This is a genomic window from Streptomyces sp. NPDC002870 (assembly GCF_042888505.1).
GTDB lineage: Bacteria > Actinomycetota > Actinomycetes > Streptomycetales > Streptomycetaceae > Streptomyces.
In genome coordinates, this window is record NZ_JBIAPW010000005.1 from 267,193 (window position 1) to 281,093 (window position 13,901).

The following is a 13,901-nucleotide window of genomic DNA, read 5'->3' on the forward strand; positions in this document are numbered from 1 at the left end:
GTGGCGGCCACCAGTGGTCTGCCGCCGACCCCGAGATCCGCCGGCCGCACAGCCCGTGATGCGTCACGGGCCTCCTGCCGGGAGGGGATCCCCGGACATCGCCGCGGCCATCCGCAGATGCGGCGCGGCGTCCTCGGACCGCCCCTGCCGCTCCAGCGTGCGGCCCAGCATCAGCCGCGCGTAGTGCTCCACCGGGCTGAGCTCCAGCACGGCGCGCAGCTCGGCCTCGGCCTTGCTCAGCCGCGCGGAGTGGTAGTAGGCGCGGGCCAGCAGCAGACGCGGCGCGACCTGCTCCGGCGCCTCCTCGACGAGACCACCCAGAATGCGGGCCGCCGTCAGGTATTCCTTGGCGTCGAAGAACATCTGTGCGCGGTCCCACCGATCGGCCGGGGTGCCGAACTCGTAGTAGGTGTCGTTCACTTGCCCTCCACTTCAGGGACTCGGCCTGCTGCGTGCACCCTCGTCAACATACAATGATGGTTGAACATTCCACTATCCTTTGGGGCGTGGGGGCTGCCGGCTCGCACCCGTACAGGAATAGGTTGAGCGCCATGAGCAATCTCGATCGTCAGGCCGCCCTCTCAGTCTGCGGCGGTCGTGGCTTCGTCGTCGCCGAGCCCGTCCGCGAACTTCTCAGCCCCCGCCGAGTCCAGCTCGGCGAGTCCACCGTGGTCCGCCGGCTGCTGCCCAACCTCGGCCGCCGTATGGTCGGGGCCTGGGCCTTCGTTGATCACTACGGGCCTGACGACATCGCCGACGAGCCCGGAATGCAGGTCCCGCCCCACCCGCACATGGGCCTCCAGACCGTCAGCTGGCTGCACGACGGCGAGGTGCTGCACCGCGACAGCACCGGCAGCCTGGCGACCATCCGCCCCCGGGAACTCGGCCTGATGACCTCCGGGCGCGCGATCAGCCACTCCGAGGAGAGTCCCAAGCCGCACGCGCGTTTTCTCCACGGAGCCCAGCTCTGGGTCGCGCTCCCCGACGCGCAGCGTGGCGTCGAGCCGCAGTTCGAGCACCACCCCGAGCTGCCGACCGTCACCGCGCCCGGCCTGACCGCCACCGTCATCCTCGGCGCCCTCGACGGCGCCGCCTCGCCCGGGACGACATACACGCCGATCGTCGGCGCCGACCTGGCGCTCGCCAGGGGGACCGAGACGAGCCTCCCGCTGGACCCTGCCTTCGAGTACGCCGTGCTCGCCATGTCCGGCGAGGCCCATGTCGACGGCGTGCCTGTACTGCCCGGCTCGATGCTCTACCTCGGCTGCGGCCGTACGGAACTGCCGCTGCGGGCTGAATCCGACGCCGGCCTGATGCTTCTCGGCGGTGAGCCGTTCGAGGAGGAGATCGTCATGTGGTGGAATTTTGTGGGCCGTTCGCATGAGGAGATCGAGCAGGCTCGCTCGGACTGGATGACCGGCCCCCGCTTCGGCGAGGTGAAGGGCTACGACGGGGGCCGACTGTCTGCTCCCGAACTCCCACCGGTTGCGCTGAAACCGCGGGGGCGAGTGCGCTGATCTGAGGTCCGTGAGGGCGATCCATCAGGGAGGTCGACGGGAGTGACAGGCCTGATGCCGCGGTGCGGGCCGGGGTTCGCTCAGTTCAGCCGGAGGCGGTCGGCCAGTCCCGCGGTGGTGAAGGCGGCCACCAGGTCGTCGCGGCCTTCAGTGAAGTGGGCCCAACTGTCGAAGTGGACCGGGACGACCCGGCGCGCCCCGAGGAGCTGAGCGGCCTCGGCGGCCTGGGCGCTGTCGAGCACCACCGTCGAGTCGAAGACGGGCAGGCGCGGAGCACCTGCGAAGAGAACGGCGGTGTCGACCGGGCCGAACCGCTCGGCGATCTCCTTGACCAGGGCGAGCGAGGCGTTGTCGCCGCTGACGTACACCGTGGTCAGGTCGGCTGCGGTGAGGACGAAGCCCACGACCTGGCCCGCTATCGGTTCGACTTCCTCGCGCGCCCCGGGGCCGTGGATGGCGGGCACGCCCGTCACGGTCACGGTGCCGCCGTCGGGACGGTCCAGCTCGACGGACTCCCAGTCCTCAAGACCCTTGGCGCCTGCGCCCAGGCGGCGCGCGCCGCTGGGGGTGGTGAGGGTGACGGGCACGTCGGCGAGGAGGGCCCGGCCGGAGTGATCGAGGTTGTCGGGGTGCTCGTCGTGGGAGAGCAGGACCACATCGATGCGGCCGAGGTCCTCGGGAGCGGCGGAAGAAGGCGCGGTCTTGGTCAGGACCAGGCCGGGGCCGAGGGGGTAGTCGCCGGGGGCGTCGAAGGTGGGGTCGGTCAGGAACCTCAGCCCGCCGTACTCGATGAGCGCGGTCGGGCCGCCGAAGACGCGGACGGGGATCTGCTCAGGGGGCGTGCCGGCAGCAGACATGCAAGAAACACCTCACGGATTGCAAGCGATTTATCCGTGAGAGACGCTAGCCGCTTCTCACGGATGAGTGCAAGCCGTAACATGAGAGTCATGGAGAAGACCGTGACCGCCGAGCCCGTGCTGCCGCCCGCACCGGGTGCGGAGCAGTACCGCGCCCTCGACTTCGCCAACAGCGCCGTCGCTCTGCCCGGCGGTCGGTTCCTCGACCTCCTCGGCACTCCCGCCGCCACGAACCAGTGGCTCACCGAACACGACCTCGCCCCGCCCGGCGCCGGACTGCAGGAGACGTGCGCGGCGCAGCTGCGGACGCTGCGTGAGCAGATCCGGGCGCTGCTCGCCGCCCGGGTGGACGGGCACCCCGCCCCGCCGAGCGCTCTCGCCGCCGTTAACGGCGCCCTTTCCAGGGCTCCCGCGGCCTCCCTGCTGCACTGGGACCCTGCCCGCGGCCTGTTCCGGGCCGACTCGCACCCGATCACCCAGATCGTCGACCACGCCCTGGCCGCGCTGGCCGACAACGCCGCCGACCTGCTCACCGGCCCCGACGCAGAACGCCTCGCCGCCTGCGCCTCCAGCCCCTGCGTCCGCTACCTGCTGCGCCACGGCCGCCGTCAATGGTGCTCCACCCGTTGCGGCGATCGCGTCCGCGCAGCCCGTGCCTACGCCCGGCGCACTCGACTCGAGTCGCACTGAGCATCTCGGTCTCCGATCGTCCCGGGCCCGGAGGTTCAGCTGTGCCGAATCGCGGGCCGGTTGGCGCAGGCAGAGTCGCAACTGGGATTCTCCTTCGCGGCGTCTACGGGCCGACTGCGTCCCGAACTCGCCCTGCTGCTACGGCATTTACGCGATACGGCTACGGCTGAGTGATCGGTGAGGGCCGGGCAGGTCACGTTCGGCGCTGACCGACCGTGCCCTGCCCGGCGAAGCCACGGGCGACTGGACGGAGATCATTTGGTTTCCCGCAGTGCGGCGAGGGCATCGTCCGTCGACCAGGTGGCGCTGGCCAGGAAGCGGAAGTTGATGAGGGCGGACAGATAGCCGTCTCCCTCCGGAAGCCGCGGGCCGGCGGTGGCATCCCGGACGACGACCACTTCGAAGCCCTGCTCGACGAGTTCACGCAGATGGCCCTCGACGCAGAGATTGGCCGCCATGCCGGCGAGAAGAACCTGTGAGACGCCGCGCTTGCGCAACTGGAGGACGAGGTCGTTCGATTCGGGCCCCACGATTTTGTGCGGCGAGGCGATGACGGTTCTGCCGTCGAGGATGTGCTCCCGGTACGCGGGCAGGAAGTCGGCCCCCGCGGGCTCAGACGGATACCCCGACTTTGCCCAGCAGTCGAGGCAGCGACACGGTGAGGAAGCGGTCGTACGGGACCCTGCTGTGGTCGATGCGGCCGCGCATGACTGCCCCTTCCCAGCTCTCGATGATCAACGACGCCAATTCCGTCGTCTCGGGCGTCTCGACGACGTCACCGGCGGCCTGCGCCAGACACGAAGCGATGAGCTCCGACCACCGGTCCATGATGGAGGCCAGCCGGAGCCGAGCTTCCCCGTTGTCGTCGGAAAGTTCGAGAGCGAGATTGCCGAGGAGGCACCCGAGCGCGAACCCCCGCTCGGCATGGTCCCGGGTCAAGGCTCCGAAGAACCCGGCGAGGCGCAGCGCCGGCGGGATGGACTCGTCGGTGAGGACCGAGCCGTGGTCACGGACGATTCCGGCCCAGTAGCGGTCGAGGACCGCGGCCGCGAAGGCGTTCTTGCTGCTGTAGTAGCTGTAGAAGGAGCCCTTCGGGACGCCGGCCGTATCGGTGACCTCTTTGACGCCCACCGCGTTGAAGCCGCGAGCGTGGAAAAGAGTCAGTCCCGCGTCGAGGAGATTCTCGCGGACCAGGGGATTGGCAGGTCGGGGCACGTGTACAGCCTAACCGCCGGGCGACGGACCGGCTTGGGGGTGCGTGGGGAGAGGGGGCCGAGGCTGCCGAGCTGGCCACGGAGAGAACGCGGCATCAGCGAATCGGCAGCGTCGGCAGCATCGGCGGGTCCGCCGTCCGTGGTGACCGAGTCGCCTCCCGGTGCACAGCACGGAAGCGCGGCAGGTCGCGCGAGTGGAGTTGGGCCCCACAACCACGCGACAGCCGCCGGAACCTTTGCGCCGGCCAGGGTCAACGACGCCCATACGCAGCGAGCCCGGGTGGACAATCTGGAGGCGAACTGGTGCGCGGAGCCCTCGCCTTCACCAGCCCCGGCAAGGCGCCTTGGTGTGGCGGCTGTACGTGGCCGCTCTCTGCACTCGGTTTCGGACACAGCGCGGCGGGTGTCAACGGTGCTGGTGGTAAAGGCGACGCCGGACGGCGTGTCCGGCATCCTGCTGGTCGGGCAGTTGTGAAGCCGCCGCCGGCACCCCCTCAGCAGAGTGGATGGCAGGGGAGCGTTTTGCGGCCCGTGGCCGAGAACCTGGCCGCTGACCAATCCGTAGTGCACGACGTACCACCCAAGGCAACCACATTACGGAGATCCGAATGTCCAGCCCCCTTGACGTCCTTGTGGTCGGAGCCGGTATCGCCGGCCTGGCGACCGCCACCGCTCTGCACCGCGAGGGAATGTCCGTCGACGTCATCGAGCGTTCCCCTGAGCGCCGTGCCACGGGAGCCGGGCTCTTCCTGCCCGGGAACAGTGTCCGCGCGCTGACCGCACTGGGGCTGGGGGACCACCTCAGCGAGCTCGGAGCGCCCGTGCCGGGGCAGCGTCTGATGGACCACCGGGGCCGGGTGCTGGCCGACATCGCCATGGCCGAACTGTGGAGAGGCACCGCCCATTGCGTCGGCATCACCCGCGCCAACCTCCATGCGGCACTGCACGACATCGTGCCGGTGCCCGTCCGCCACGGGGTCACCCTGGTCTCGCTCAAGCAGTCCGACGACGGTGTGCACGTGGAGTTCAGTGACGGCGGGACCGGCCGGTACGACGTGGTGGTGGGAGCGGACGGCATACGGTCGGACCTGCGGGAGTCGGTCGATCCGGCGACCGGTGCCCGCTACCTCGGGCAGGTCTGCTGGCGCTTCCTGACCGACGCTCCCGACATCGACCGGTGGACCGTGTGGCTGGGCCCGGGAACGACTTTCCTGGCATACCCCCTCGGCGGGGGCCAGGTGTGCTGCTACGCCGACGTGGCGGCCGCCTCACCCGAGGACCCGACCACCCCCGCCGGTCTCCCCGGGCTCTTCTCCGACTACGACCAGCGCGTACGGGACCTGCTGGCCGCACCGACTGCCGGTGAGGCGTACTTCTCCCCGGTCGAAGAGGTCAGCGGCGAGACATGGGCGCACGGACGCGTCGTGCTCGTCGGGGACGCCGCCCACGCCAGCTCGCCCAACATGGCCCAGGGCGTCGCCATGGCCGTCGAGGACGCCCAGGTCCTCGCCGAGGTGCTGGCCACCGGGGGAGAAACCGTGGACCTCCTCCAGCAGTACGTCCAGCGCAGGCTTCCGCGCACCCGGTGGGTGCAGCGGCAGACCCGCCAGCGCGACCGGACCAGGTCCATGCCGCCCGCCGTTCGCAACATCGCGCTCCGCTACGGCGCCAAGGGCCTGTATGAGCGCGGCTACGCGCCGCTGCGCGACCTGCCCTGACAGCGCCCACGCTCGCTTCGCCGATGAGGTGTGTGCCTGCGCTGTTTGTCCGAGCAGACTCGCGCGGCGGCTTCTTGGCGATCCGCAGCTCTCTGAAGTCACTGGTTTTCTGGAACAGCTAGGAGATTCAATTGGTTACCACCGAAGCATCCCGTCCCACTCTGCTCCTGGTGCACGGAGCTTGGCACGGCCCCTGGTGCTGGGAAAGCCTGGAGTCCGCGCTCATGTCCGACGGTTGGACGACTCGAACGGTTGAACTGCCCAGTGCCGTGAGGCCGGAAGCCCCGACCACCGAACCGCTCCCCGGAATTCATGAAGACGCGCGGGCCGTCCTGGAGGCCCTTGAAGATATCGAGGGCCCCGTGGTGGTCGTCGGTCACTCCTACGGTGGCATTCCGGTCACCCAAGCCATCGCCGACGCCCCTAACGTCTCGCATGCCATCTTTCTGGCCGCATATCAACTGGACGTCGGTGAAAGCCTGTTCGGCTTCCACGGTGCTCCTGAACCGGAGGAGCCGATGGGCGTCGTCCCGCCTTTGGAGAAAAGTGATACGGAGCTCTACGCCGATGTATCCGAGGAGGGGACCGTGCGAGCGGTCCGGCAGCTCGTGCCGCAAAGTGCGAGATCGTTCAGCGAGCGGGTGACAAAGGCCGGGTGGCGAACCACGCCTTGTACGTACATCATCTGTGAGCAGGATGGGGCTCTGCCGCCCCAGGCGCAGGAGAAACTCGCTGCCCGAGCAAATGCCATTCACCGGCTGAAAAGCAGTCACTCGCCGTTCCTGTCGATGCCCGCAGAACTTGCTGCCCTTCTTGCGAATATCTCCCTTGGAGAAGCTGGGTAACTCCGGTTCGCCATCCGAGAGCCACGGTCGGCGACTACCGCACCTCTCGGGTCGGGCCAACGCCCGACGCCGGTTCCTGCCCGTTCGGAGGCGGACCTCGGATCAGGGGTCAGCGAAACCTGTGTCCCGACGCTCGTAGGAGCCCTCGGCGGCCACCGCTTCGGCGGTGGCCGCCTCGTGGAAGCTCTCCGCTCGGGGAGTGGTGGGTACCACCGGGCGTCTCGGAGCACGATTGAGCACAAGGCGGGTCACATCGGGGCGGGAGTAGTGCCCGATCGGGTCGGAATGACGGCCGCCAGGGACGAACGTCGGCTTACAGGGAACCGGCCTTGTCACTGACGCGCTGGTACAGCTTCCTCGCCGGCTCGCCCAGGCGCGGCCCCGCGAGCCAAGTGCTGTCGGCCGGGCCGATGGATGTGTTGCTCACCAGCGCGGGGGCGCCGCTCGGACCGCGGGCGAACCATCCTCCGCCGGAGGAGCCTCCGGTCATGGTGCAGCCGATCCGGTACAGCACCGGCTGGTCGGAGCGGATCGACAGACGGCCGGGCCTGTCCTGGCACGAGAACATCCGCTCGCCGTCGAACGGGCGCTCGGCGGGATAGCCCCAGACCGCCGTGTCCCCCATACGGGTCGCCGACGGTGCGCCGAACCAGACCGGCGCCGCCTGACCGATCGTCTCCTGGAGCGAGTCGGGTACCCATTGGCGCTGCACGTGCAGCACTGCGTAGTCGAACGGGGAGCCTGCACCGCCGGAGGGGGCGCCCTCGGCGACCCACTCGGGCGCGACCTCCGCCCAGTCGGCCCACCAGGTTCCGAAGGGCGCGATCCGGTTCTCGTCCGCGGCCTGCCGGGCCGTTCCGTCGAGCCCGAGATTGTTGTACGAGGGTACGAAGACGATGTTGCGGAACCAGCCGCCGCCTGCCCCAGCGTGCACACAGTGACCCGCGGTCCACACCAGCGCCGATCTGCCGGGGCGCGCCGGGTCCTCCACCGCGGTGCCGGAGCACACGCTCGGCCCGTCGGGGGTGTCGAAGAAGATCTTCCCGATCACCGCGGCGTTGTCGTGGTACGCCGCCTTCTCCGCCGTCGCGGACACCGGGGCGGGCTCGGGATCCGTGGTGCCTGCGTCCTCGCCGATGCCGTTCGGAACGGGGGTGTCCGCGGCCCGGGCTTGTGCCATGCGCTGGGTGGTCCACAGCCCTTCCACGACGGGGTTGGAGAAGGCCGGCAGGCGTGCCGGGGAATCGCAGCCGACACCTGCGAGGACGAGCAGGAGCGCGGTGGCGCGGGCGGCGATCGGTGTGCGGCGTATGGGGGGCACCCTTGCCATCCTTCAGCTCGTGTGGAGCCCGGGGCGGGCGGTGCAAGGGGGATTCGCCCGCCCGCCCCGGAGACTGTGGTCAGCCGGCGAAGCGGATCGACTTGATCGTGGTGAACTCGATGTCGGCGAGGTTGCTCACGTTGCCCTGGACCGTGGCGGACCTGCCCTTGCAGTCGGCTTCCTCCCAGATCTTGGCGGAGCCGTTCGCGCTCAGGGAGCCGAAGTTGCTGCCACGGGTGACGTTCTGGCAGCCGGGGCCGGCGATGCCCTGGGAGGCGCCGCTCTCGGAGAAGTCGGGCGCGTCGAAGAGGATGACGCTGCTGGCGGGCTTGACCTCCGCTGCCGCACCGGCGCCGGGCTGGTCGCCGGATTCCGCCTCACCGGGTCCGCCGGAACGCTGTCCGTCGGGCGTGACGCCGAACCAGGTCCCGCCCACGCCTTGGCCGTTGGTGTCGCCGGCCTTTAGATCCTTGCTGAAGAGGTAGACGGGCCAGCCTCCGATGGTGACCTGGACATTGCCGTCGGCCCGCTTGATGACCCCGATCGCCGAGGGCTTCACCCCGTCGACGAAGATCCGTCCGCCCGGAGCTATCAGATACGGCGGCCAGGTGGCGGCGCACTCGCCTGCGCAGGTGGACTTCGAGGGGTTGGCCGAGTCCTTGTCGAACCGGTACAGCGTGAAGCCGGCCCCGTTGACCACCACCGGATCCAGGTTCCCGGCCCGACCGGCAGACAGCTGGACCCACTTGCGGACCACAGGTTTCTTGACGGCCGCGGCCGGTGCGGCATCACTCGCCCAATCGCCCGTGTTCTGCTGCGCGTTGTTCTGCTTGGCTGTGCCGCGCTTGAACGCCAGCTCGATCGCGCCGGACGAGGACCCGGCGGCCGCAGCCTTCTCGCCGGGGGCGGCATCACTTCCGGATTTGCCGCCGCAGGCGGACAGCACAAGCACGCCCGTGGCGGCGAACGCGGCGAGCCTGGCGGCACGTTGGTGGAACATCGGGAACCCCCGGTAGAGAAGAGACAGGTTGCTGCGGCCTCGAAGGTGAAGCCGACAACCCCCGCTACGAGGCCGGTCCCGGCCGGGTTCTCCCGCAACGGCCCGATACGCAACCGTGACATCCCCCGCGCCCTCGCCACAGCCTTGACTCCTCGCCCTTCCGGGACCCGCCTGCGCAACGCAGAGGGGGGCCGGATAACCGGTTCTGCCGGGGCTGCGTAGCCGCCCGGACCGGCGCAGGGTCGGCCGCCAGGGTCCTGCTCGGCGGAATCAACGGCCCGCCGCCGCTAGCGGCTGCACTGGCCGGCCGTATGGGTAACCGCTCCGCTAGCGTGAATGACATGAAATCACCGGCCGATCCGCTGTCCGCTGTCCTCGCCTCGCTGAACGTCCGGACGGGATCGCTGTCCGGCCTGGAGGCGTGGGGCAGTTGGGCACTTCGCTTCGGCGTCCACGAGCACATCAAGATCGGGGCTGTCCTCGAAGGCTCCTGCTGGCTCGGCGCCGACGGAGCCGAGCCGGTGCGCTTCGAGACCGGCGACTGCTTCCTGCTGGCAGCGCGTGAGTCGTTCGCAGTCTCCGGGGACCTGGACACGCCGTACCGCAGCGCGGAGGAGCTCTACCAGCGATCCGACAGCCGCATCGTGCGGCTCGGGGAGACGCGCAGCACTGCCGACCAGGAGCGGACCCTCATTGTCGGCGGCAGCGTCGACTTCCTCGACGCCACCGTCGCCCTGCTGCTCGGCGGCCTGCCACCCATGGTCGCCATCCGTGCCGGAACTGCCCAGGCGAAGGCGATACAGCCGCTGCTTGGGGTGTTCCTCGACGAGGTGAGCGCCGTGCGCCTGGGCACCTCCGTGATGTCGGAGCGGCTCACCGAGATCCTGTTCATCCAGGCGCTGCGGGCCGTCGTGGCGGGGGCGCATGCAACGGACGGGACGGCCCTGCCGGGCTGGCTCGGTGCCCTCGGCGATCCGCGTATCGGGCGTGCGCTGCTGCTGATGCACCAGCAGGCCGGTCGTCCATGGACCGTCGCGACGCTCGGTGCTCAGGCGGGCATGTCCCGGGCGAGCTTCGCCGCCCGCTTCAAGGAACTCGTCGGGCTCCCGCCGCTCGACTACCTCCAGCGCTGGCGGATTCTGGCCGCCGGCCGGGAGTTGCGCCGCGGCGAGCGGACCGTGGCCTCCGTGGCCTCCGAGTGGGGGTACTCGTCGGAGAGTGCGTTCAGCACCGCGTTCAAACGGATCACTGGTCTCTCGCCGGCGCAGTACCGCAGCGCCCCGCCCGCAGCAGTGATCGCAAGGCAGGACGGCTGGCCCGCGGTCCCCTACCGTCTTCCGGCCGCCGTGGACGAACGCGCAGGTTCTCCAGACGCTTGATCATGGTCTGCCCGGCCGGTCGCCCGTAGCGTCGCAGGCAGCCGTGCGGACGGCCGCAGCGCCGTCCACGACCAGAGCACGGATCACCGGAAGGCGGAACATGCGGTACGAACAGCTGGGCGCTACGGGGGTTTTCGTGTCCCGGATCGCTTTGGGCACGATGACGTTCGGCGGGGCGGGCACGCCGCCGTGGAGCCTCGTCGGGGGTCTGGACGACAAGGCCGCGGACGAGCTTGTGGGCCTGGCCCTCGAGGCGGGTGTCAACCTCATCGACACCGCCGACATGTACGCGGCGGGCGAGTGTGAGGAGATCCTCGGCCGGGTGCTGGGCTCGAGGCGCCAGGACGTGCTGCTTGCCACCAAGCTTTTCGCCCGCATGGGCACCGGCCCCAACGACCTCGGCCTGTCCCGGCTGTGGGTCACCCGGGCGCTGGAGGACAGCCTGCGCCGGCTGCGTACGGACCATATCGATCTGTACCAGATCCACAGCTTCGATCCGCTGACCCCGGTGGAGGAGACGCTGGCCGCACTGGACGACGCCGTCCGGCAGGGCAAGATCCGCTACATCGGCGCGTCGAACCTGGCGGCGTGGCAGATGATGAAGTTCCTCGGCGCCTCGCAGTCGCGCGGGCTGGAGCGCTTCGTATCCCAGCAGGTGTACTACTCGCTCGCCGGACGGGACATCGAGCGGGAGATCCTGCCGATGGCCGTGGACCAGAAGCTCGCCACGCTGGTGTGGAGCCCGCTCGCCGGCGGCTTCCTGTCCGGCACCTTCGACCGCAACGGCACCAGCGACGACACCGCGCGCCGCGCGCTGGCCGACTACCCGCCCGTGGACCGGGAACGCGGCTGGGACATCGTGGACGCGCTGCGCGTCGTGGCCGCGCGCCATGGCGTGAGCGTGGCCCGCACCGCCCTCGCCTGGGCACTGGCCCAACCGGGAATCACCAGCGTCATCGTCGGCGCGAAACGCCCCGACCAGCTCACCGAAAACCTGGCCGCCGTCGACCTCGAACTCACCAACGAGGACCTGGCGGAACTGGACGCGGTCAGCGCGCTGCCGGTCCCCTACCCCGACTGGGGTCAGGGCGCGCCCGACGACCGCCTGCCGCTGCCCTCCTGACCCGGCGCCGACCTCAACCGGGGCACGACGGCCGTCCTCCGCACCCCGGTTGAGGTCACCCATCGTTCGCGCTGCGAGCACACCCGTGGCCGGGCCACGCGAGGTCTCTGCTTGCCGGAGCCGGGACAGCACGGGTAACTGACTGAGTATCAGAAAGCAATGGTGCGTCGATCGCAGGCCAGGAGCATGCGAGACGTCTCGGGCGTCCCGACGCAGACACCGAACCGAGAGACGTTTCGCGGGCTGTCATACCCCTGCACTGACCCGGGGCCGTTCCAGCCGTCAGCGATCACTACCTGCGGCCCGGGCAACGGCTCCAGAGCACCCTCGCCGGGGACGTCTCCGGCTGTCACCTGTGCACCGACCGAGGCCGTTCGAGCCGTCGGTGTGCCCTGAAAGGCTCGGTCGATCCACATGTACACCACGTCGTCCTCGATCGATCTGAAGGAAGACGAGAACCTCCCTGCGGGCGATTCGTCGTCCGGCGGCGTCGCAGAGCATGTCGCAGGAGGCGGGCAGGCAGTCCCGGACAGAGGTGAGGCCTTCATGCGAGTCATCAGTGCGGCGGAGGAAGCCGCACTGCTGTCCTTCGCCAGGACGCTCACCCTGGGGGACGTCCACAGCGCAGAGGACCTCGTCCAGGAGGCGCTGCTACGGGCCTGGCGGCACGCGGACCGGCTCATCTCCACCCAAGGACTGGCGCGTCCCTGGCTCTTCACCGTTGTGCGGCGGCTGGCCATCGACAGGGTTCGGGCCCGTCGTGCGCGCCCGGTGGAACTGTTCCTGTCGGACCTGGACGTGGATGTGGAGCCCGACCTCGGCGAGGGCACGCTCACGGCGCATGTGCTGGAGAGGGGGATGGGGGACCTGTCCCCGCACCACCGCGAGGTACTGGTTCACCGGTACTACCTCGATCGCAGTGTCGAGGACACCGCGACCGCATTGAACCTCCCGATCGGTACGGTGAAGTCCCGCACCAGCCACGCGTTGCGAGCACTGCGTCGAGTCTTGATGTCCCAGGGAATCCACGCACGTCGATGAAGATCAGGAGCTGGAGCACGGGGGCTGCGTGCTCCAGCGCCTCGGAGAGGCCCTCGGGAGGGCGATGACACCCTTGCCTCAGGGACGTCCAGGACCATCGCGGTAACAGCACAGTCTATGACTGGAGTACCAGACGGCCGTCGGCATAGGGAAGGGCCTTGGCGCGCGGCAGATGCACCAGGAACTCCTCGATCGCCGGAACTCCGTCCTCCCGCGGCACCTTCGCCCTGATGAGCTGGCCGGCCACCTCCATCTCGAGCACGCGCTGCGGCCCGTGGTCCCGGACGCCCCGAAGCCTGGCGGGAAAGGTGTTGGGCCCGGGTTCCCTGGCGACCTTGACGTACTCGGGCCGGATTCCCACCTGGCCCTCGGTGGTGCTCTCCGGCATGTCCCACGCCAAGGCCAGGGCCCGGCCCCCAAGCGTGAAGGCCCCGGGTGCCCGGTCCACGGTCAGGAAGTTCATTGCCGGTGATCCGATGAAGTAGCCGACGTACGTTGACGAGGGTGCCTCGAACAGCTGCTCCGGGGTGCCCTGCTGCATGGCCAGGCCGTCTTTCATGACCAGTACTTCCTGCGCAATGCTCATTGCTTCGTACTGGTCATGGGTAACGTAGATCACTGTGGGCTGGAACTGCTCGGTGATCTCACGGATCTTGCGCCGGAGCGAGTGCTTCAGCTGTGGATCGATGACGGTCAGCGGCTCGTCCATCAGCACGGCCGCCACGTCATCGCGGACAAGACCACGGCCGAGCGAGATGAGCTGTTTGTCGTCGGCGGTGAGCCGTCGGGCGGGCTGCCTCAGCCGGTCATCCAAGTCCAGCGCCTCGGCGACCTGATGGACTTTGGCATCGATCCTCGCCTTGTCCCACCGGCGGCACTGCAGAGGGAAGGCGAGGTTCTCGTACACCGTCATCGACTGGTAGATGACGGGAAACTGGAACACCTGGGCGATGTTGCGCGCCTTCGTGGGCAGAGCCGTGACGTCCGCACCGTCGAAGAGGACTTGGCCCTGTGACGGCCTGACCAGCCCGGACAGGATGTTCAGCAGTGTGGTCTTGCCGCAGCCCGACGGTCCGACCAATGCGTAGGTCCTGCCGGCTTCGAATGTCAGCTGCAGTGGCTTGAGGGCCCACCGCTCCTCCTCGGCCCCCGGCGTGTAGCTGTGCCCGACGTCGACGATGTCCAGCTGCGTCATA

At 69.3% G+C, this 13,901-nt stretch carries 14 protein-coding genes; 7 read left to right on the forward strand and 7 right to left on the reverse strand.

Annotation, left to right across the window (positions count from 1 at the left end; all coding sequences use genetic code 11):
• Window positions 1-63 precede the first annotated feature (63 nt).
• Window positions 64-420 (reverse strand): tetratricopeptide repeat protein, encoded by a 357-nt coding sequence (locus tag ACFYWY_RS09320; protein ID WP_389182140.1) that lies wholly within the window; start codon window positions 418-420, stop codon window positions 64-66.
• Window positions 421-551: 131 nt separating this feature from the next.
• Between ACFYWY_RS09320 and ACFYWY_RS09325 the strand changes: the two genes are divergently transcribed.
• The gene (locus tag ACFYWY_RS09325; protein ID WP_389182141.1) at window positions 552-1,517 is read left to right on the forward strand and encodes a pirin family protein; all 966 of its coding nucleotides are present in this window, start codon (window positions 552-554) and stop codon (window positions 1,515-1,517) included.
• An 80-nt stretch (window positions 1,518-1,597) separates the two neighbouring features.
• On the opposite strand, the gene ACFYWY_RS09330 is transcribed toward ACFYWY_RS09325, so the two are convergent.
• Window positions 1,598-2,374, reverse strand: a complete 777-nt coding sequence (locus tag ACFYWY_RS09330) for an MBL fold metallo-hydrolase (RefSeq protein ID WP_389182145.1) — start codon at window positions 2,372-2,374, stop codon at window positions 1,598-1,600.
• A 90-nt stretch (window positions 2,375-2,464) separates the two neighbouring features.
• Here ACFYWY_RS09330 and ACFYWY_RS09335 point away from each other — a divergent pair, with 90 nt between their 5' ends.
• Window positions 2,465-3,064 carry a CGNR zinc finger domain-containing protein gene (locus ACFYWY_RS09335; protein WP_389182148.1) on the forward strand — a complete coding sequence of 200 codons (600 nt, stop codon included), beginning with the start codon at window positions 2,465-2,467 and terminating at the stop codon, window positions 3,062-3,064.
• Between the two features lie 254 nt (window positions 3,065-3,318).
• Here ACFYWY_RS09335 and ACFYWY_RS09340 read toward each other — a convergent pair whose 3' ends face one another.
• A complete protein-coding gene (locus ACFYWY_RS09340) occupies window positions 3,319-3,594 on the reverse strand; it encodes a cysteine hydrolase family protein (RefSeq protein WP_389182151.1) in 276 nt (91 codons plus the stop codon).
• An 82-nt stretch (window positions 3,595-3,676) separates the two neighbouring features.
• Complete coding sequence (locus tag ACFYWY_RS09345) at window positions 3,677-4,279, reverse strand: TetR family transcriptional regulator C-terminal domain-containing protein (RefSeq protein ID WP_389182154.1); 603 nt, start codon at window positions 4,277-4,279, stop codon at window positions 3,677-3,679.
• A gap of 607 nt (window positions 4,280-4,886) precedes the next feature.
• On the opposite strand from ACFYWY_RS09345, the gene ACFYWY_RS09350 reads away from it, so the two are divergent.
• Window positions 4,887-5,996: an FAD-dependent oxidoreductase gene (locus ACFYWY_RS09350; protein ID WP_389182157.1), complete on the forward strand. Its 1,110-nt coding sequence runs from the start codon at window positions 4,887-4,889 to the stop codon at window positions 5,994-5,996.
• 131 nt (window positions 5,997-6,127) lie between these two features.
• Window positions 6,128-6,841, forward strand: a complete 714-nt coding sequence (locus ACFYWY_RS09355) for an alpha/beta hydrolase (protein ID WP_389182160.1) — start codon at window positions 6,128-6,130, stop codon at window positions 6,839-6,841.
• Between the two features lie 313 nt (window positions 6,842-7,154).
• Here the strand turns inward: ACFYWY_RS09355 and ACFYWY_RS09360 are convergent, their stop codons facing one another.
• Window positions 7,155-8,162, reverse strand: a complete 1,008-nt coding sequence (locus ACFYWY_RS09360; RefSeq protein ID WP_389182163.1) for a trypsin-like serine peptidase — start codon at window positions 8,160-8,162, stop codon at window positions 7,155-7,157.
• 79 nt (window positions 8,163-8,241) lie between these two features.
• Window positions 8,242-9,162, reverse strand: coding sequence for a hypothetical protein (locus tag ACFYWY_RS09365; protein ID WP_389182166.1), 921 nt, complete (start codon window positions 9,160-9,162; stop codon window positions 8,242-8,244).
• Window positions 9,163-9,503: 341 nt separating this feature from the next.
• On the opposite strand from ACFYWY_RS09365, the gene ACFYWY_RS09370 reads away from it, so the two are divergent.
• The 3 genes from ACFYWY_RS09370 to ACFYWY_RS09380 all read left to right on the forward strand — a co-directional run bounded on the left by ACFYWY_RS09370 (window position 9,504) and on the right by ACFYWY_RS09380 (window position 12,705).
• Window positions 9,504-10,541 (forward strand): AraC family transcriptional regulator, encoded by a 1,038-nt coding sequence (locus ACFYWY_RS09370; protein ID WP_389182169.1) that lies wholly within the window; start codon window positions 9,504-9,506, stop codon window positions 10,539-10,541.
• A 100-nt stretch (window positions 10,542-10,641) separates the two neighbouring features.
• Complete coding sequence (locus tag ACFYWY_RS09375; RefSeq protein ID WP_389182172.1) at window positions 10,642-11,664, forward strand: aldo/keto reductase; 1,023 nt, start codon at window positions 10,642-10,644, stop codon at window positions 11,662-11,664.
• A gap of 546 nt (window positions 11,665-12,210) precedes the next feature.
• Window positions 12,211-12,705 (forward strand): sigma-70 family RNA polymerase sigma factor, encoded by a 495-nt coding sequence (locus ACFYWY_RS09380; RefSeq protein WP_389182175.1) that lies wholly within the window; start codon window positions 12,211-12,213, stop codon window positions 12,703-12,705.
• A 115-nt stretch (window positions 12,706-12,820) separates the two neighbouring features.
• Here ACFYWY_RS09380 and ACFYWY_RS09385 read toward each other — a convergent pair whose 3' ends face one another.
• Window positions 12,821-13,900, reverse strand: coding sequence for an ABC transporter ATP-binding protein (locus ACFYWY_RS09385; protein WP_389182178.1), 1,080 nt, complete (start codon window positions 13,898-13,900; stop codon window positions 12,821-12,823).
• Between the last annotated feature and the right edge of the window lies 1 nt (window position 13,901).

What these genes read in the sequence shown, in the direction of transcription:
- ACFYWY_RS09325 (WP_389182141.1), top strand. Translation starts at nt 552, where the DNA reads ATGAGCAATCTCGATCGTCAGGCCGCCCTCTCAGTCTGCGGCGGTCGT.
- ACFYWY_RS09330 (WP_389182145.1), bottom strand. Translation starts at nt 2,374, where the DNA reads ATGTCTGCTGCCGGCACGCCCCCTGAGCAGATCCCCGTCCGCGTCTTC.
- ACFYWY_RS09335 (WP_389182148.1), top strand. Translation starts at nt 2,465, where the DNA reads ATGGAGAAGACCGTGACCGCCGAGCCCGTGCTGCCGCCCGCACCGGGT.
- ACFYWY_RS09350 (WP_389182157.1), top strand. Translation starts at nt 4,887, where the DNA reads ATGTCCAGCCCCCTTGACGTCCTTGTGGTCGGAGCCGGTATCGCCGGC.
- ACFYWY_RS09365 (WP_389182166.1), bottom strand. Translation starts at nt 9,162, where the DNA reads ATGTTCCACCAACGTGCCGCCAGGCTCGCCGCGTTCGCCGCCACGGGC.
- ACFYWY_RS09370 (WP_389182169.1), top strand. Translation starts at nt 9,504, where the DNA reads ATGAAATCACCGGCCGATCCGCTGTCCGCTGTCCTCGCCTCGCTGAAC.
- ACFYWY_RS09375 (WP_389182172.1), top strand. Translation starts at nt 10,642, where the DNA reads ATGCGGTACGAACAGCTGGGCGCTACGGGGGTTTTCGTGTCCCGGATC.
- ACFYWY_RS09380 (WP_389182175.1), top strand. Translation starts at nt 12,211, where the DNA reads ATGCGAGTCATCAGTGCGGCGGAGGAAGCCGCACTGCTGTCCTTCGCC.
- ACFYWY_RS09385 (WP_389182178.1), bottom strand. Translation starts at nt 13,900, where the DNA reads ATGACGCAGCTGGACATCGTCGACGTCGGGCACAGCTACACGCCGGGG.